Origin of the sequence: Chromobacterium sp. LK11, from assembly GCF_001043705.1 — a bacterium.
Classification (GTDB): domain Bacteria; phylum Pseudomonadota; class Gammaproteobacteria; order Burkholderiales; family Chromobacteriaceae; genus Chromobacterium; species Chromobacterium alkanivorans.
Genome location: NZ_LDUR01000027.1, coordinates 64,151 through 82,715 on the forward strand (window position 1 = coordinate 64,151; position 18,565 = coordinate 82,715).

The 18,565-nt window shown below is 65.3% G+C and carries 12 protein-coding genes and 2 riboswitches; of the genes, 4 read left to right on the forward strand and 8 right to left on the reverse strand.

The window, feature by feature from the left end:
* Positions 1 to 51: 51 nt before the first annotated feature.
* Positions 52 to 1,143, reverse strand: coding sequence for an ABC transporter substrate-binding protein (locus VK98_RS15985; protein WP_048414989.1), 1,092 nt, complete (start codon positions 1,141 to 1,143; stop codon positions 52 to 54).
* A gap of 123 nt (positions 1,144 to 1,266) precedes the next feature.
* On the opposite strand from VK98_RS15985, the gene VK98_RS15990 reads away from it, so the two are divergent.
* Positions 1,267 to 1,932 carry a response regulator gene (locus VK98_RS15990; protein WP_048414990.1) on the forward strand — a complete coding sequence of 222 codons (666 nt, stop codon included), beginning with the start codon at positions 1,267 to 1,269 and terminating at the stop codon, positions 1,930 to 1,932.
* A complete protein-coding gene (locus VK98_RS15995; RefSeq protein ID WP_048414991.1) occupies positions 1,933 to 3,360 on the forward strand; it encodes a sensor histidine kinase in 1,428 nt (475 codons plus the stop codon).
* A gap of 226 nt (positions 3,361 to 3,586) precedes the next feature.
* On the opposite strand, the gene VK98_RS22900 is transcribed toward VK98_RS15995, so the two are convergent.
* Both VK98_RS22900 and VK98_RS16005 read right to left on the reverse strand, forming a co-directional pair.
* On the reverse strand, positions 3,587 to 4,183 hold the full coding sequence (locus tag VK98_RS22900; RefSeq protein ID WP_053074441.1) for a TetR/AcrR family transcriptional regulator: 597 nt from the start codon (positions 4,181 to 4,183) through the stop codon (positions 3,587 to 3,589).
* Positions 4,184 to 4,884: 701 nt separating this feature from the next.
* Positions 4,885 to 6,468, reverse strand: a complete 1,584-nt coding sequence (locus tag VK98_RS16005; protein ID WP_048414992.1) for an ABC transporter substrate-binding protein — start codon at positions 6,466 to 6,468, stop codon at positions 4,885 to 4,887.
* A gap of 187 nt (positions 6,469 to 6,655) precedes the next feature.
* Here VK98_RS16005 and VK98_RS16010 point away from each other — a divergent pair, with 187 nt between their 5' ends.
* A complete protein-coding gene (locus tag VK98_RS16010; RefSeq protein ID WP_082159071.1) occupies positions 6,656 to 7,432 on the forward strand; it encodes an ABC transporter substrate-binding protein in 777 nt (258 codons plus the stop codon).
* A gap of 1 nt (position 7,433) precedes the next feature.
* Here the strand turns inward: VK98_RS16010 and VK98_RS16015 are convergent, their stop codons facing one another.
* The 4 genes from VK98_RS16015 to gcvT all read right to left on the reverse strand — a co-directional run bounded on the left by VK98_RS16015 (position 7,434) and on the right by gcvT (position 15,552).
* The gene (locus VK98_RS16015) at positions 7,434 to 10,853 is read right to left on the reverse strand and encodes an EAL domain-containing protein (protein WP_231589300.1); all 3,420 of its coding nucleotides are present in this window, start codon (positions 10,851 to 10,853) and stop codon (positions 7,434 to 7,436) included.
* 175 nt (positions 10,854 to 11,028) lie between these two features.
* The gene (gene gcvP, locus VK98_RS16020; RefSeq protein ID WP_048414993.1) at positions 11,029 to 13,881 is read right to left on the reverse strand and encodes an aminomethyl-transferring glycine dehydrogenase; all 2,853 of its coding nucleotides are present in this window, start codon (positions 13,879 to 13,881) and stop codon (positions 11,029 to 11,031) included.
* Positions 13,882 to 14,004: 123 nt separating this feature from the next.
* Positions 14,005 to 14,391 carry a glycine cleavage system protein GcvH gene (gene gcvH, locus VK98_RS16025; protein ID WP_048414994.1) on the reverse strand — a complete coding sequence of 129 codons (387 nt, stop codon included), beginning with the start codon at positions 14,389 to 14,391 and terminating at the stop codon, positions 14,005 to 14,007.
* 72 nt (positions 14,392 to 14,463) lie between these two features.
* Positions 14,464 to 15,552: a glycine cleavage system aminomethyltransferase GcvT gene (gene gcvT, locus VK98_RS16030; protein ID WP_048414995.1), complete on the reverse strand. Its 1,089-nt coding sequence runs from the start codon at positions 15,550 to 15,552 to the stop codon at positions 14,464 to 14,466.
* Positions 15,553 to 15,593: 41 nt separating this feature from the next.
* Positions 15,594 to 15,690, reverse strand: a riboswitch (glycine riboswitch).
* A gap of 14 nt (positions 15,691 to 15,704) precedes the next feature.
* Positions 15,705 to 15,796, reverse strand: a riboswitch (glycine riboswitch).
* Positions 15,797 to 16,041: 245 nt separating this feature from the next.
* Here gcvT and VK98_RS16040 point away from each other — a divergent pair.
* Positions 16,042 to 17,724 (forward strand): dihydroxyacetone kinase family protein, encoded by a 1,683-nt coding sequence (locus VK98_RS16040; protein WP_048414997.1) that lies wholly within the window; start codon positions 16,042 to 16,044, stop codon positions 17,722 to 17,724.
* A 43-nt stretch (positions 17,725 to 17,767) separates the two neighbouring features.
* Here the strand turns inward: VK98_RS16040 and VK98_RS16045 are convergent, their stop codons facing one another.
* On the reverse strand, positions 17,768 to 18,511 hold the full coding sequence (locus tag VK98_RS16045) for a M15 family metallopeptidase (RefSeq protein WP_053077430.1): 744 nt from the start codon (positions 18,509 to 18,511) through the stop codon (positions 17,768 to 17,770).
* Positions 18,512 to 18,565: the final 54 nt, after the last annotated feature.

An 18,565-nucleotide genomic window follows, 5' to 3' on the forward strand; every position in this document is an offset into this window, starting at 1 on the left:
ACGGCTGATTGAGTCATCGGAAACGCCGGCCGCGGCGGCCGGAGGGAGTCGCTACTTCTTCAGCGCCTGCTGCCAGCTGCGCATGAAGTCCAGCCGCTTGGCCTGGTCCAGATAGACCAGCAGGCCGGTGCCCACCTGAATGGGCTTGGCGCTGCCGCCCAATTGCTGATTCAGGGCGGCGATGGAGGTCGCGCCGCTCACATCGCTGCGCAGCGAGAACAGATCCGACTGGTTGGCCAGCACGGTCTGGCCGCGCTTGGACAATAGATAGTCCAGCCACAGCCGCGCCGCGCTGGGATTGCGCGCCTTCTTGGAGACGATGGCCAGCCGGCTGACCACCTGGGTGTAGTCCTTGGGATAGACGTAGCCGATGGCCGGGTCCTTCTTCGCCTTGGCGTAAGCGTAGGAGCCGAGGATGTTGTAGCCGATCAGGTTCTCGCCCGAGGAGATCCGCTCCATCATCGCCCCGGTGGACGTTTGCAGCTTGACGCCGCTGGCGCCCAGCGTACGCGCCAGTTCCCAGGCGCCGTTGGCGTTGTGACGCACGTCCTGGGTCAGGAAGTTGAAACCGACGCCGGACTTCTCCACATCGTAGGTGGTGACCTTGCCCTTGAAGCGGGCCGGGTTCGCCTTGAGGATGCGCACCAGGTCGGCGCGGGTCTGCGGGATTTCTTCCGGCTTCAGCAAGCGCTTGTTGTAGACGATGGCCACCGGCTCGTAGGTGGTGCCGTAGGCCTGCTGCTGATAATGCGCCCAGGACGGCAGATTGGCCGCCTCCGGCGAAGCGTAGCTGGCGGCGTAGCCGTCATTGACGAACTTCACCTGCAGATCCATCGCCGAACTCCACACCACGTCGGCGCTGGCGCTGTTGGCCGCGTTCTCGCTGATGAAGCGGTTGTAGATCTCGGTGCTGTTCATATCGTGGTATTCCACTTTGACGCCGGGATACAAGGCCAGGAAGTCCTTGATCAAGGGCCGCGCCGCGGCGCTGTCGGTGGCCGAATACACCACCACCTTGCCTTCCTTGACGGCGGCGTCCACCAGGTTCTGGTAACTGGCGGGATAGCCGGCGGGCAATGCGGCCCAGACGGCGGCGGAACCCAGCGCACAGCACAGCGCGGACAGGCTTCTGACTCTATTCATGGTGTTGCTCCTAGGTAGATGAAGATGTTGGCGACATCTTTCGAATCGCGCGGCTCTATTGGCTTCGCTTGCCCAGCCATGATATTAGAGTAAAGCTTTCAATCCGCTTTCAGTGACTCAACCATGCGCCTGCTCTTGGTGGAAGACAATCCGGCCTTGTCCGAATCGCTGGCCCAGGCCTTGCGCCAGGCCGGCTTCGCCGTGGACTGCATGCTCAACGGCAGCGACGCCGACCATGTGCTGCGCACCCAGGACTACGCGCTGGCCATCCTGGATCTGGACCTGCCCAAGCTCAACGGCTGGGAGGTGCTGCGCCGGCTGCGCGGCCGCAAGCAAACGCTGCCGGTGCTGATCCTGACCGCGCACGGCTCGGTGGAAGAACGGGTGCGCGGCCTGGATCTGGGCGCCGACGACTATCTGGCCAAGCCCTTCGACCTCAACGAGCTGGAGGCGCGGGTGCGCGCGCTGATCCGCCGCAGCCACGGCCGCGAAAGTCCGCTGCTGCAGCTCGGACCGCTCAGCTACGACAGCGTCGGACGCCAGTTTCAACTGAACGGCGACGCGCTGCACCTGACCCCGCGCGAGCACGCGGTGCTGGAAGTGCTGATGCTGCAAGGCGGCAAGGCCATCGGCAAGAACCAGTTGTCGGAAAAAATTTTCGGCCTGGACGAAACCGGCAGCGCCGAAGCCATCGAAATCTATGTGCACCGCTTGCGCAAGAAGCTGGCCGGCCAGCCGGTTTCCATCGTCACCTTGCGCGGGCTGGGCTATCTGCTGACCTCTCCGTAAATGCGAACCGCCCTCTCCCGTTTCAAACCCGCCAGCTTGCGCAAGCAATTGCTGCTGGGCCTGTCCGTTCCGCTGCTGCTGATGCTGGCGCTGGACGGCTGGATGACTTACGACCGCGCCCTGCAGGCGGCCAACACCGCCTTCGACCGCATGCTGCTCAGCTCCGGCCGCGCCATCGCCGACGGCGTCGCCGCCCATGACGGCGCCGTCAGCGTGGACATTCCCTATTTCGCCCTGCAGATGTTCGAGTCCAACGCTTCCGGCAAGGTGTTCTATCGCGTCAGCCGCGCGGACGGCGCGCTGCTCACCGGCTACGACGATTTACCGTTGCCGCCGCCGCGCCGGCGCGAGGCCATCCGCTACCAGCCCGATTACATGGACATCCCCTATCACGGCGAAACGCTGCGCTTGCTGACCCTGCGGCTATCGGTGCGCGACATGAGCACGCTGCGCAGCCAGGACGTGTGGATACAGGTGGCGGAAACGCCGGAATCGCGAGAGCAACTGGCGCGCACCCTGCTCGTCGGCTCCCTGGCGCAGGAAGCGCTGCTCGGCGTCATCATGCTCGCCATCGTGCTGCTGGCGGTCGGCCATAGCCTGCGTCCCTTGCGCCGCCTGTCGCGCAATGTGGTGGCGCGCAAGGAAACCGATCTCAGCCCCTTGCCCAGCCGCGAGCTGCCCACCGAGCTGACCCCCTTGGTGGAGGCGCTGAATCAACAAGGCGTGCGCTGGCATAAATTGCAGGCCGCGCGCCGCCGCTTCATCGACGATGCCGCTCATCAATTGAAAACGCCGCTGGCGGTGATGCGGACGCAGGCGGAACTGGCGCGGCGCCAGGCGCCGGAGCCCTCGCTGCGCCAGCAACTGGACAAGCTGCTCGCCTCGCTGGACAGCGCCAGCCACGGCGTGCACCAGCTGTTGCAACTGGCTAGAGTGGAGCCGGACAACGGCCAGGCCATCGAGCTGGACGACATGGACCTGGCCGCCTGGGTCAGGGAATGGGCGCTGGAGCAAGCGCCCTGGGCCCATGGCCAAGGCGCGGATCTGGGCTACGAGGGAGAGGAAACGGTATGGATACGCGGCAACGCCGGCCTGCTGCGCGAATTGCTGGGCAATCTGCTGGACAACGCCATCCGCTACCACCCAAAAGAGAACGGCGCTCGCGTCACCATCGCGGCCGGCGCGTTGCCGGCACCGTGGCTGCGCGTCGACGACAACGGCCCCGGCATCCCGGAGGCGGAGCAAGACAAGGTATGGCTGCGTTTTTACCGCGTCGCCGGCGCCGCCAGCAGCGGCAGCGGCCTTGGGCTCGCCATCGTCAGGGAAATCGCCCACCGGCACGGGGCGACGGTGGAGCTGAGCCGCAACGCCGGGGGCGGCCTCAGCATCAAGCTGCAGTTTCCCCCCGCCGGCGGCGGAACGGCCTAGACCCGCCCCCCCTTGATCCTTACGGGTACTGCCTGCGTCGGCGCGCCCTGACTCAGCTTCGCTGCGAGGTTTTGTCAGCGGCTCTTGGAGCCTGTTCACGGTCTGGCCCGCGTCGTGAAACGCGGCATGGCGAGCGCGGCGTCGAAATGCTCGCGCAGCGCGCGCGGCGCAATCTTCAGCCGCTCTCGCCTTGTCCCGCCCTAGCCTGCGGGCTTTGACGGGCGCTTTAGAACGGCAGCTGGTACAAGGGGTTGCGGCTGTCGGCGCCTTCGGCGCGAATGCGCTCCAGCTCGCTGCGCAAGGCGGTTTGCAACCACTGTTCCCGCATTTTGTCGCCTTCGGGATGCTCGTTCAGCATCCGGTACAAGGCCATGCCGTGGAAGGTGGTCATCATGGTCAGCAAGGTGGCGAAGAAGCCGGTGGAGATCGCGTATCGCGGGAACAGCGACGCCATCAGCGCGACGAAGCGGTCGCGGAAATAGTTGCTGGAACTGGCCAGGAAGATCTCCCTCAGATCCGCGGTGGTGCGCGCCGCCATCAGCAACTCCATCAGCACGATGTGGCGCGGCGACAGCACCAGGGCCTTCATCAGCGCGACGATCCGCTCCTCCTCCGGCATCGTGCTGGGCATTTCCGCCGCCAGCTTGAGGCCGGCTTCGAAAATATCGTCGACCACCTTGCGGCCCACCGGCAACATCAGTTCGTTCTTGGTGGCGAAATGACGGAATAAGGCCCCCTGAGAGACGCCGGCCCGGCTGCAGATCAACTGCACGCTGGTGCCGTGATAGCCAAACTCCAGCAGACACTCGATGGCCGCTTCCACCAGTTTCCCAATGGTGGACTCCCTACGACTTTGTTGTGTTCGTCTAGTTTGCATTATATTCTTATGTCATGTTTATCCCAACCAAGGTTTGATGATACGCGAAACTTTTGCCATAAGCGAGGGTGAGCGCACGCTAAATAGGCCAGTGAGTAGTTTCAACTAGGGACATGTGGAAAAATGCTGTTCTTTTTAAGATTACTTCCCATTAATACTTAAAAAGAGGTCGCAAAAATTAAAATAATTATTATTAAATTGCGTAGTTCTGATGGTTTGGAACATTTTGCGCGGCCTACTGTCTTTTCAGCCGCCGGAATCCAGCTCGCGCGCCCGGCGTGGCGTCCGCGCAACGTCGGAAAATAGCGGCAAGATCACCGCCGATGTTGGCAGAATCCGGCCAGCGCGACGACGATGGCCGACAGCGCTCCTTGATGTTTCCGCATTCTATCCACCGCTCTTCCGCGCTTGGCGGCCAGTCTCAAGATAACAAGCAAGCACTCAAGCAATCTCGCCCTTAGGAAGCAGCCGGTTTCTAATCGAAAAAATAAATACGCTAAAACAACATTTCAACAAAAATACGCGGTTGAATTACTCCGGACGGGAAAATATGCACGGCCAAGTTCGTATTCGAACATTACCCGGCATTTCCCGTCCGATGCTGACAAAAACTGACGGCCCGGCCGCAAGCGGCCGGCCCGCCGGGTTCAATTCAACTGCGCGCGTCCAAAGTCCACCCGCCCGAACGGGCTGACCGCGTAAGCGCTCAAATCCTTGCTCGCCAAGGCGTAAGCGGTGGGGTGCGCCAAGGGCAGCCACAGCGCCTGTTCCTGAATCAACTTCTGCGCCGCCAGATACAGCTTGGCGCGCTGCGCGAAATCGCTGCTCTTCTTGCCGTCGCCGATCAGCTTGTCCAGCTTCGCGTCGCAAAAACGCGCGAAATTGGTGCCGGACTGCACCGCGGAGCAGGAAAACTGCGGGGTCAGGAAATTGTCCGGGTCGCCGTTGTCGCCGGCCCAACCCATGAACAATAGCTCATGTTCGCCGGCCTTGGCGCGCTTGATCAGCTCGCCCCACTCGATCACCTTGATCTGCACCTTGACGCCTATCTTGGCCAGGTCTGACTGCAGCAGCTCCGCGCCGGCTTTGGGATTGGGGTTCAGCGTGCTGCCGCTGGGCCGTACCCACACCGTGGTTTCGAAACCGTCCGGATAGCCGGCCTGAGCCAGCAGCTTCTTGGCGCGCGCCGGATCGTAAGGATAGGGCTTCGCCCCCTTGTTGTAGCTCCAGGTGTTCGGCGGATAAGGCTGGTCCGCCGCGATGGCGGTATTGTCGAACACCGTCTTCAGATAGCTGTTCTTGTCGAAAGCCAGGTTGAGCGCCTGCCTCACCAGGGGATTGTTCAGCGGCTTTTTCTGGCTGTTGAAGGCGACGAAGGCGGTCATGAAGGCCGGCGTCTGCAAAACCCGCAGCTTGGGATCGCCCTTGGCCGCCAATACGTCCTGCGGCTTGGGCGACAAGGCCAGCTGGCACTCCCCGGCCTTCAGTTTTTGCGCGCGCACCGCCGAATCCGGGGTGATCGCGTAGATCAGCGCGCCTATCTTGGGTTTGGCGCCCCAATAGCCGGGGTTGGGCGCATAGCGCACCACCGCGTCCTTCTGGAAGCTGCGGAAAACGAAGGGACCGGTGCCTATGGGCTTGGCGTTCAAGTCCGCCTGGCGGCCGGCCGCCAGCAACTGCCCCGCGTACTCGGCCGAATAGATGGAGGCGAAACCCATGGTCAGGCTGGACAGGAAGGTGGCTTCCGGATAGTTGAGCTCGAAGCGCACGGTATTGGCGTCGACCTTCTGCACCGCCTTGATCAGCTTGGGAAACTGCATCGATTGCGCGTGCGGATAGCCGTTGGGCGCGCTCTTGTGCCAAGGATGCGCCGGATTGAGCATGCGCTCGAAGGTGAACACCACGTCGTCCGCCGTCAGCTTGCGGCCAGGCTTGAAGTAATCGGTGGCGTGAAACGCCACATTGGGGCGCAGCTTGAAGGTGTAGCTGAGTCCGTCGTCGCCGATCTGCCAGCTGGCGGCCAGGCCGGGCACCACTTTGCGGGCGGCCGGATCGTATTCGACCAGGCGGTTCATCAGCACGTCCGCCGACGCGTTGGTGGTGACCAGGGAGTTGTACTGCACCACGTCGAAACCTTCCGGATTGGCGTCGGTGCACACCGTCAACGGGCGAGCGGCCAGCGCCAGGGTCGGCGCCAGGGCCAAGGCCAACAACGTCAATTGCTTGTTCATCGGCATTTCCTTATCAAACTGCATGGCATCTTCGGTATCAGAAACGAAGGTTAAGCGAATAAGCGGAAAAAACAAACCATCGATTATGCATATTCATATTCGCGCCGCGGGCAAGGACGGAATTTGAGCCTGGCGCAAATTGCCGCTACAGTCAAAGCGGACAGCCAGAATACAAAGCGCCATCGACATGACACGCCGCCACTGCCTGCTTGCCCTGTTTTTGACCTGCCTCGCCGTCGCGCAAGCGCGGGCCGCGCCGGGCCCCGCGCTGGACATCCTGACCGAGGATGACCCGCCGCTGACTTTCGAGCAAGACGGCAAGGCCGCCGGCCTGGTGGTGGAAGTGGTGCAAGGCATTCAGCGCCGCGTCGGCAACCGCGACCCCATTGCGGTGGTGCCCTGGGCGCGCGGTTACCGCCAGGCGCAACAGCAGCCGAACACCGTGCTGTTCAACACCAACCGCACCCCGGAACGGGAGCGCATGTTCAAGTGGGTGGGCCCGGTCACCGAAACCCTGGGCTGCCTGTTCGTGCGGCGCGACAGCCCGATCAAGCTGCAGACGCTGGACGACGCCCGCAAACTGCCACAGATCATGGTGGTGCGCGACTGGTATCTGCAGCAGTTGCTGAGCGCGCAGAACTTCTCCAACCTGGCCACCGTGGCCACGCCGGACCAGTTGCTGAACATGTTGATGCGCAAGCGCGCCGACGTCATCGTCAGCGAAAACACCACCCTGCCCCACCAGCTGCGGCAGCAGGGCTTCGACCCGTCCCAGGTGCGCAAGGCGCTGACCTTCTCCCACACTTACGGCTACATCGCCTTTTCCCGTCAGACACCGGACGCGGTGATCAAGGCTTGGCAGCAGGCGCTGGACGAGATGAAGCGCGACGGCAGTTTCGCCGCGCTGTACCGGCGCTGGCTGCCCGGCGAGGCGCCGCCGGGCATCAACCCGCCTTCGCCGTGAGTCACTCGAAACGGCCGCGCCACCAGGACACCAGCTCCTCGGGCGGCAAGGAGCGCGAATACAGATAGCCCTGGGCGCTGTGGCAGCCGCGCGCCAGCAGCAAGGCGTGCTGGGATTCGGTCTCCACGCCCTCGGCCAGCACTTGCAGGCCCAGGCTCTCCGCCATGGACACGATGGCCGCCACCATCGCCAGGTCGCGCTCGTCGCTGTCCAGCCGCATGATGAAGCTGCGGTCTATCTTCAATTCATCGATGGGCAGCCGCTTGAGGTAGGACAGCGAGGAAAAGCCGGTGCCGAAATCGTCGACGCTGATATGGAAGCCCATGCGCTTGAGCGTCGGCAAGGCCTTCATCGCGCTGTCCGCGTCCATCAGCGTGCCCTCGGTGATTTCCAGGCACAGCTGATCCGGCGGCGCCCCGCTTTCCTCGGCGATCGCTCGCAAGCGCGCGACGGCGTCCGGCAGGCCGAAGAAGCGCGCCGACAGATTGACGCTGACGCGCCAGGGCGGCAGGCCCTGTCCTCTCCAGGCCATGACCTGGGCGCAGACATTGCGAAACACATACTCGTCGATATCGATGATCAGGCCGGTTTTTTCGGCGATGGCGATGAACTCCGCCGGCGACTGCTTGCGCCCGTCCAGCTCCCAGCGCAACAGCGCCTCCATCCCCAGCATGTCCTGGCCGCGCAAGGTCAGCTGCGGCTGGTACTCCAGCCTCAGTTCCCGTCGCTGCAAGGCCTGACGCAAGCCGGTCTCCACTTGCAGGCGCTGGCGCACGCCGTCGGCCATGTCCTCGGAGAAGAAGCAATAGCCGTTCTTGCCCGCGTACTTGGCGCGGTACATCGCCATGTCCGCGTCGCGCATCAGCCCTTCCGGCGTGTCGGCGTCGCCGGGATAGCAACTGATGCCTATGCTGGCGGACAGGAAATAACGGTGCTCCCCGTCCTGATACGGCGCCGCCAGAGCCGCCAGCACTTGCTCGGCCAGGCTGTCGGCCGCGCCGTCGGCGGCGTTCTCGGCCAAGGCGACGAATTCGTCGCCGCCGATGCGGAACAGGCTATCGCGGCCGCTCGCGCAGGCGCGCAGCCGTTCGGCCACGATGCGCAGCAGGCGGTCCCCCACCTCATGCCCCAGGTTGTCGTTGATGAAACGAAAGTCGTCCAGATCCACCAACAGCAAATACAGGCGCTGGCCCGAGCGCTGATGCTGCCCCAAGCTCCATTGCAGCCGCTCATTCAGCTGCACCCGGTTGGGCAGCTGGGTCAGACTGTCGTGCTTGGCGAGAAACTCGATATTGAGCTGAGAACGCTTCAGCGTGGACACGTCGCGGGCAAAACCCATCGCCCGCCGCGGCCGTCCCGCCTCGTCCCGCCACAGGCTGGCGCTCACCTGCATCCACACCGGATCCTCGCCCGGCATGGAGATCCGGAACTGACATTCGTGCAGGCTTTCGCCGGCCACGGCCGGCAGGCCCTGCCAGCGCCGGCGCAGTTCGTCCAGGTCCTCGGGATGGATTTGCCCCAGCAAGGCGTCCAGGCTGTCGTGGCGGTAATCGTCGGCCCGCCCGAAAATCCGCCCCACCGGCCCCTCTTCGTGCAACACCCCGTCGCTCAGGTCCAGCTCCCAGGCGATTTGCTCCGCCGCGTACAGCGCCTGCGTCAAGCGCAGCGCCGAGCGGCGGCGCTCTCCGATCAAGCGGCCCACCCGCGCCAGCAGCTCCGCCACCGAAAACGGCTTGAACAGGAACTCCTGCACGCTGTTCTGCAGCATGCGCAGCCGCAGCGAATCGTCGGCGCGCGCCGACAGCATCACTACAGGAATGTCCTCGGTCTGGCGGTTGCCGCGCAGCGCGGACACAAACGCTTCTCCGCCCATCCCCGGCATCATCAGGTCGCTGATGATCAGGTCAGGCTGCTCGCTCTGCGCCAGCTGCAGGCCGCGGCCGCCTTCCGGCGCCGTCATCACCCGGTAATGCCTGCCCAAGGCTCCGGCGATGAAGGCGCTCATATCCGTGTTGTCCTCCACCAGCAAAACCAGCGCTTGCGCGCCCATGTCCGGCAAGCCTCCGGCCTCGCCCTGCTGCGACGCGGGCGCGGGCACGGCGCCGCCGGCCAGCAAATCGTCCAGGCGCAGGTCTTCCGACTCTATCGGCGTTCCCGCCGGCGCCCGCAAGGGCAGGCTGAGACGGAACAAGGCGCCGCCGCCCTCGGCGGCGGACAAGCGCACCTCGCCATGGTGCAGCTCGATGAACTCCTTGACGATGGCCAGGCCAAGCCCGGTGCCGCCGTGTCGGCCGTAATCGCCGTCCTCCACTTGCACGAAGCGCTCGAAAACCTTGTCGCGCATCTCGGCCGGCACGCCCGGCCCGTTGTCCTGCACCCGGATGCCGGCTTGCGCCCCCCGCAGCTCCAGCGCGATCTGGATATGGCCGCCGTCCGGGGTAAACTTGAAGGCGTTGGACAGCAGGTTCAGCAAGACTCGCTGCAACTTGATCGCGTCCACCTGCGCCGACGCCGTTTTCGGCGCAGCCACTTGGTAATCGATGCGCCGGTCGCTGGCCAGAGAGCCGAAGTAAGAGGCTACGTGGCGCACCAGTTCGGCCAGGTCCAGCTGCACATAGCGCAGCTTCAGCTCCCCGGCGTCCAGCTTGGCCACGTCCAGCAAATCGTTGACCTGCTGCAGCAACATCCGCGCCTGTCGCTGGATCAGCAATAGATTGGGGCTCTCCCCCGGCTCGACCTGCCCGGACAGAAAGCGTTCGACCTGCCCCAGGATCAGGGTCAGCGGCGTGCGCAACTCATGGCTGACATTGGCGAAGAAACGGGTTTTCATCTGGTCCAGCTCGCGCATCTGCTGATTCAGGCGCGCCAGTTCGCTGTTGGATTCCTTTAGATCGGTGTTGGCGCGAGCGATCTGCGCGTGCTGGTTCACCATTTCCGCTTCCAGCGCCGCCGCGTCCATTGCCCGCCATTCCGCCGGCTGACTCTGCTGCGGCTGGCTCCGTTTTAGCCGCACAAATTCGCTGACGTCCTGCGCGCTGTGGATGATGCAGGCCACGCTGCCGTCTGCACGCTTCACCGGCCAGTTGGTCGGGCTCCAATAGCGCTCTTCAAAACTGCCGTCCTCTCTGGGAATATCGTATTTCTGCATGGCCATGCTGTCTTCCTGCCCGGTGGCCAGCACCCGTTGCAGGGAAATGCGCAGATTGCGCGAGCCCTCGCCTTCCGGTTCGTCGGGATTGACCGGAAAGATGTCAAACATATTGCGTCCCAGAATGGACTCGCGCCGAGTCAGCGTCGCCTGCAGATAAACATCGCTGGCGGCGAGAACGTTGAAATCGGTATCCAGCACCAAGTACAGGCCGGGAGCCCGTTCGAACAGCAGCTGAAAATCCGGGGCGGCAATCGCAGCCTGCGCGTTCAACACCAACGCAGCCTCCTATGAATAGGGTTCGCGGACCAACGGCAGCCAGACTGCCGTCATATTCTTCATTAAATATGATAGCCGTATATCCGCTCAACTCCAGTGCCCGATCGCCAGCCATGGGCGTAAAAAAACCCCGACCTTGGCCGGGGTTGCTTGGCGCGGGTCCGCGCGCTCAGGCGTAGCTGTCGGTGGACGGGCAGCTGCACACCAGATTGCGGTCGCCATAGACGTCGTCGATGCGGTTGACGCTGGGCCAGAACTTGTTTTCCAGCACATAGGGCAAGGGGAACAGGCCGGTTTCGCGGCTGTACGGGCGCTGCCAATCGCCGGCGATGTCCGCCTTGCTGTGCGGCGCGTTGCACAAGGGATTGTTGTCCGCCGGCCACACGCCGCTCTGCACTTGGTCGATCTCCTGGCGGATGGCCGCCATCGCCGCGATGAAGCGGTCCAGCTCGGCCTTGGGCTCGGATTCGGTCGGCTCGATCATCAGCGTGCCCGGCACCGGGAAGCTCATGGTCGGCGCGTGGAAGCCGTAATCCATCAAGCGCTTGGCCACGTCCACCTCGGTCACGCCGCTGGCGGCCTTGAGCGGGCGCAGGTCGATGATGCATTCGTGGGCCACCCGGCCGTTGGCGCCGGTGTACAACACTGGGAAGTGCTCGGCCAGCCGCGTCGCCACGTAGTTGGCGGACAGCAGCGCGTTCTCGGTGGCCTGCTTCATGCCTTCCGCGCCCATCATCGCGATGTACATATAGGAAATGGGCAGGATGGAGGCGGAGCCGAAAGGCGCCGCCGACACCGCGGTCTGGCCCGGCTGGGCGGTGGGCACCGAAGCCACCACGTGGTTGGCGATGAACGGCGCCAGATGCGCTTTCAGGCCGATCGGCCCCATGCCCGGGCCGCCGCCGCCGTGCGGGATGCAGAAGGTCTTGTGCAGGTTCATGTGCGACACGTCGGCGCCGATGTCGGCCGGACGGCACAAGCCCACCTGGGCGTTGAGGTTGGCGCCGTCCATATACACCTGGCCGCCGTGCTGATGGATGATCGCGCAGATTTCGCGGATAGGCTGCTCGAACACGCCGTGGGTGGACGGATAGGTGATCATCAGCGCCGCCAGCTGCGCCGAATGCTGCTCGGCCTTGGCCTTCAGATCGGCGACGTCGACGTTGCCGGCCTCGTCGCAGTCCACCACCACCACCTGCATATTCATCATCTGCGCGGTGGCCGGGTTGGTGCCGTGGGCGGAGCGCGGAATCAGGCAGATATTGCGCTGGCCGTCGCCGCGCGACTCGTGGTAGCGGCTGATCGCCAGCAGGCCGGCGTATTCGCCCTGGGCGCCGGAGTTGGGCTGCATCGAAATGATGTCGAAGCCGGTGATCGCGCGCAGCTGGGTTTCCAGGCCGGCGATCATTTCCAGATAGCCCACCGTCTGTTCGCGCGGCGCGAACGGATGCATATTGGCGAATTCCGGCCAGGTGATCGGGATCATTTCGCTGGTGGCGTTCAACTTCATCGTGCAGCTGCCCAGCGAGATCATCGAATGATTCATCGCCAGGTCGCGGCTTTCCAGCTTTTTCATATAGCGCAGCATCTCGTGCTCGCTATGGTGGGTGTTGAACACCGGATGGCTCATGAAGGCGGATTCGCGCTTCAAGCCGGCCGGGATCGCGTCGGCGGCCGCGGCGTCCAGCGCGGCGATGTCGGCGCTCTTGCCGGTGAAGATTTCGATCAGGCGCTCCAGATCGGCCTCGCTGGCCGCCTCGTGGAAGGCCACGCCCAGCACATTGCCGCCGGCGCGGCGCAGATTGTAGCCGGCGGCCAGCGCCGCCTGATACACCGCGTCGGCCTTGGGCGCGTCAACTTGCACCGTGTCGAAGAAGCGGTCGAACACCAGCTTGCCGCCGGCGGCCTTGACCGCGTACGCGAAAATGGCGGCCAGCCGGTGGATGCGGGCGGCGATGCGCTTGACGCCTTCCGGGCCGTGGTAGACCGCGTACATGCCGGCGATATTGGCCAGCAGCACCTGGCTGGTGCAGATATTGGAGTTGGCCTTTTCGCGGCGGATGTGCTGCTCGCGGGTCTGCAGCGCCATGCGCAGCGCGGTCTTGCCCTTGGCGTCGACCGACACGCCGATGATGCGGCCCGGCGCCGAGCGCTTCATCTCGTCCTTGAACGCGAAATAGGCGGCGTGCGGGCCGCCGAAGCCCATAGGCACGCCGAAACGCTGGGTGTTGCCGATGGCCACGTCCGCGCCCATCTCGCCCGGCGACTTCAAAGCCACCAGCGCCATGATGTCGGCGGCCACCACCGCCACCGCGCCCTTGGCCTTGACCGCGGCGATGTGCGGGGTCAGATCGATCAGGTCGCCGGCTTCGCCCGGATACTGGAACAAGGCGCCGAAGTATTCGCCCTTGCCCGCTTCTTCCGGGTGGCCCAGCACCAGCTCGAAGCCGAAATACTTGGCGCGGGTGCGCATCACGTCCAGGGTTTGCGGCAGCACGCGGCTGTCGACGAAGAACTGGCCGGACTTGGCCTTGGACACCCGGCGCGCCATCGCCATCGCCTCGGCGGCGGCGGTGGCCTCGTCCAGCAGGGAGGCGTTGGCCAGCTCCAGGCCGGTCAGATCGATCACCATCTGCTGGAAGTTCAGCAAGGCTTCGAGACGGCCCTGGGCGATCTCGGCCTGGTACGGGGTGTAAGCGGTGTACCAGCCCGGATTTTCCAACAGATTGCGCAGGATTACCGTCGGGGTCAGCACCGGGTAGTAGCCCTGGCCGATGAAGGATTTGTTGACCACGTTCTTGGCGGCGACGGCCTTCAGCGCGGCCAGCGCCTCGGCTTCCGGCATCGGGTCCGGCAGCTCCAGCTTGCGGTTCAGACGGATGTCGGCCGGCAGCGTCTGCGCCACCAGCTCGTCGATGGAGGCCACGCCGACGGCGGCCAGCATTTGCTCGCGCTCGGCGTCGGACGGGCCGATGTGGCGGGAGAGGAATTCTTTGCGGTTGAACAGTTCGGAGAGAGACATGAGTACGGGACCTTCTATGCTTGCCGTCCGCGCCGCGGCTTGCGCGGCCAATCGGGTGTTGCTGGATATCCGGGCGAAAAAAACGCCTCGCTGCCGATTAGGGCTGCGAGGCGGTTTTCACCATCAGGCGCCAATTTCCTTGGCGTAGGCGGCGGCGTCCATCAGGGCGTCCAAGTCCGCCGGATCGACCGGCTTGATCTTGAAGAACCAGCCGGCGCCGTAAGGCTCGCTATTGGCCAGGTCCGGCGCGGCCTCCAGCTCCTCGTTGACGGCCAGCACTTCGCCGGCGATCGGACAGTAGATGTCGGAAGCGGCCTTCACCGATTCCACCACGCCGGCCTGCTCTTCCTTGGCCAGCTTGGCGCCCACTTTCGGCAGTTCGACGAACACGATGTCGCCCAGCAGTTCTTGCGCGTGCTCGGTAATGCCCACGGTCACGGAGCCGTCGGCTTCCAGGCGCAGCCATTCGTGGCTTTCAACGTATTTGAGTTCGGCGGGGATGTTGCTCATGAGTGTCTCCAGTCAAATCCAGGTCTTAACGATATTCCCGGCCGCGTCGCGCGGCCTGCCAGGCCAATCGGCTCAGGCGAAAACTTTCTTGCCGTTGCGCACAAAGGGCATCTTGACCACGCGCACCTCGGTCAGGGTGCCGCGCAGGTCCACCAGCGCCTTGTCGCCGGTGCCCGCCGGCACGCGCGCGATCGCGATGGAGTGCTTGAGGGTGGGCGAGAAGGTGCCGCTGGTGATCACGCCTTCGCCTACGCCGTCCACCACCACCTTCAGGCCTTCGCGCAGCACGCCGCGCCCTTCCAGCACCAAGCCCACCTGCTTGCTCTTCACGCCGGCGGCTTTCTGCGCCTCCAGCGCCTTGCGGCCGATGAAGTCGCGCTCGGCCGGCTCCCAGGCTATGGTCCAGCCCATGCCGGCTTCCAGCGGAGACACGGTTTCGTCCATGTCGTGGCCGTAAAGATTCATGCCGGCCTCCAGGCGCAGGGTGTCGCGCGCGCCCAAACCGATGGGGGCGACGCCGGCGGCCTGCAATTGCTGGAAGAAGGCCGCGGCCTCAAGGCCGGGCAGCATCACTTCCAGGCCGTCCTCGCCGGTGTAGCCGGTGCGGGCGTAGAACCAGTCGCCGACGGGCTGGCCCTGGAACGGCTTCAAGGCCTGGATGACGGAGGCGAGCTCGGGCTTGACCGCACAGACCTTGGCGATGGCTTGCGGGCCTTGCACCGCCAGGATGGACAGATCGCGGCGCACTTTGATGTCCACGTCGAAGTCCGCCTTGCGCCCTTCCATCCAGGCCAGGTCTTTGTCGGTGGTGCCGGCGTTGACCACCATGCGGTAGCCGTAGGAAGTCAGGTAGACGATCAGATCGTCCACCACGGTGCCGTCGGGGGTGAGCATGCCGGAATACAGCGCCTTGCCTTCGAAGCCTAGCTTGGCCACGTCGTTGGCGATCAGGCGCTGCAGCCAGACCTTGGCGTCCGGGCCGCTGATGTCCAGCACCGTCATGTGGGAAACGTCGAACATGCCGGCGTCGCTGCGCACGATTTCATGTTCCTTGAGCTGGGAGCCGTAGTGAATGGGCATTTCCCAGCCGGCGAAATCGACCATCTTGGCGCCGGCGGCGATGTGGGAGTCAAACAGGGGGGTGCGTTTCGGGGCCGTCATCGGTGCGTCCTTAGCAAAAGCGTGTAGTGTTGCTCTATTCCCTACACCCCTCTGTCCCTGCACCTGAGATTTTCCGGCCTTGCGGCCGTTAGCCCCTTCGGTGGGCATCCGCGGATGCCGCTCTCCAGATTCGGCGAACTGGCTGCGGCCAGTCCGATGATGCAGTCCTTTTGCCTGAGCGATTGCGGGTGCGCTTGCGCCTTCGGCGGTGGCGCGGGCGGCCACTCTCTCCTGCATGACGAGCCAGATTATGGTTGCTGGGCCGGGGCTTGGCAAGCCGTGTTTATCTTCAACTTAAACAAAGACTTGAAATATTCGAAACCGCAAAACATTGAACTGACATTGCTTCGTTTCAGAGCGATTACGAACATATTTTGCTTCTTTATCGATCATCCCATCGACAAACTCCCCGTCCGGCCGGCGCTGATCGTAAGATGACATCCGTCTTGACCAAGCACGATCTCTATCCGATATGGAAAGGAAGCCGCGATGCGAAAACTGATCAACGATCCGCGCCATGTGGCGCGGGAGATGCTGGAAGGTCTGGCCGACACCCTGCCCGGCCTGGCGCTGCTGGAAGAGGAAAACGTCTTGCTGCGGGCGGACCTGCCGGCCGGCGGCCTGCGCGACAAGGTGGCGCTGATCTCCGGCGGCGGCAGCGGCCACGAGCCGGCCCACGCCGGCTATATCGGCCACGGCATGCTGGACGCCGCCGCGGTGGGCGATGTGTTCACCTCGCCCAGCGTAGACACCGTGCTGGCGGCGATCCGCGCCGTCGCCGGCCCCCGGGGCGTGTTGCTGATCATCAAGAATTACACCGGCGACCGGCTGAATTTCGGCCTGGCGGCGGAGCTGGCCCGCGCCGAGGGCATCGCCGTCGACAGCGTGGTGGTGGCCGACGACGTGGCGCTGCGCGACACCGTGGAGCCGGCGCGCCGCCGCGGCATCGCCGGCACGGTGCTGGTGCACAAGATCGCCGGCGCGGCGGCCGCCGCCGGCGCCGGCCTCGCCGAAGTCGCAGCCGCCGCGCGACGGGCGGCGGAACAGGTGGCCACCATGGGCGTAGCGCTGGGCGCCTGCACGGTGCCGGCCACAGGCCGCCCCGGCTTTCAACTGGACGAGGACGAAATCGAGCTGGGCCTGGGCATCCACGGCGAAGCCGGCGTGCGCCGCGCGCCGCGCCAATCCGCCGACGCCTTGTGCGCGACGCTGCTAGACGCCATTGTCCAGGATAGGGATTGGCGGCCCGGCCAGCGGGTGGCGATGCTGGTCAACGGCCTGGGCGGCACCCCGCCGATGGAGCTGGCCATCGTGGCGCGCAGCGCGCTGGCCTCGGCGCGGCAGCGCGGCTTGCGAGTGGAACGGCTGTGGAGCGGCAATTTCATGACCGCGCTGGAAATGCCCGGCTGCTCGCTGTCGCTGCTGGCGCTGGACGAGCAGCGCCTCAGCTGGCTGGATCAAGCCACCCAGGCTCCGGCCTGGCCCGGCTCCGGCCGCCTGCCGGCGCAACGCCAGCTGCGGCCGGCGCCGCCGCGCGCCGAAACGGCCCCCTCCTCCGCCAAGGCCGACCCCAGGCTGCGCGCCGCGGCTTGGGCCGCGGCCGACGCGCTGGACGCCGCCGAAGCCCTGCTGACCGAGCTCGACGGCGCCGCCGGCGACGGCGATCTGGGCGTCAGCATGCAGCGCGGCGCGGCGGCGATCCGGGCCTTGCCGGACAGCGCCTGGAGCGAGCCCGCCACGGCGCTGCGCGCGGTCGGCCAGGCCTTGCGCCAGGCCATTGCCGGCAGCTCCGGCCCGTTCTACTCCACCGCCTTGCTGCGCGCGGCTCGGCGCTTGGACGCGGCGAGCGCTCCCGGCCCGCGCGACTGGGCCGCCGCCTTCCAGGACGGCGTCGCCGCCATCGCGGAACTGGGCGGCGCTCAGCTGGGCGACCGCACCATGCTGGACGCCTTGTCCCCGGCCGCCGACGCCTTCGCCTCTGCGCTGGACGCCGGCCAGGACCCCGCCTCGGCCTGGCGCTCGGCGCTGGAGGCGGCCGAGCGCGGTTGCGCCGCCACCGCCGCCATGCGCCCGCGCCTGGGCCGGGCCAGCTATCTGGGCGAGCGGGCGCTGGGCGTGCCCGACGCGGGCGCCAGCGCCGCGCTGGTCTGGCTGAAGGCGCTGGCAGGCTAAGGCTTGACGATGGGCCGCCGCGCCGGCGCGGCGGCCATCTCGATCAGGCCGGCTCGGCCTCCATCGACGGATAGATCCAGTCCACGCCCAGCGCCTGGCCCCACAGGCAGTCGCCCAGATCGTAATGCCACCATTCCTCGGCGTAATTGCTGAAACCGGCCTGCTTCATCAGATTGAACAAGACGCGGCGATTGTGGCGCGCCGTCAGCCAGCGTTCGGACGAAAAGCCCTGCGCCGGATCGTGCGGCGCCTCGAAGAAGTCGGTGCGCGACGCCGGCTCCGCCGCGTCGAAGCCGGTGCCGAAATCGCAGATCTCGCCGCTGTCCCGCCGGCAGATGGCCAGATCGATCGCGCCGCCGGAGTTGTGCGGCAACACCGCGAAGCGGGCGGTGTCGTCCGGGTGGGCGGCGAACAAGCGCGCCTGCCGCTCCACCGCCGCCGCGTCCCAGTCCGGATGCGCGGCGCGCACATCATCCAACACCATCTGAAACAGATCGGCCTGGGTCTCGCGGCTGCGGTAGGCGTCGAACAGCAACAGGCCGTACTCCGGCGCCAGCCGCGCCGCCGCCTCGCGCAAGCGGCGCGCGACGAAGGCCCGCGCCGACATCCCTGCGGCGCAGCCTTTGCGGCCGGCGCGGTAATAGCTGTTTTCCGGAAACAAACCGTCCGCGCGCTCCAGCGCGCAAGGCTGGCTTTCCGCCCGCATCCGCTCCAGCGTCCGCGCGTCCGGCGTCGGATAAGCGAAATCGATGGCGACAAGCAGGCTATCGGCGGCGGCAATCCTCATGACAACTCCCAGTCTGAAACCAAAGCGCCCTAGTAGGCCACCAGCCGGCGGCAT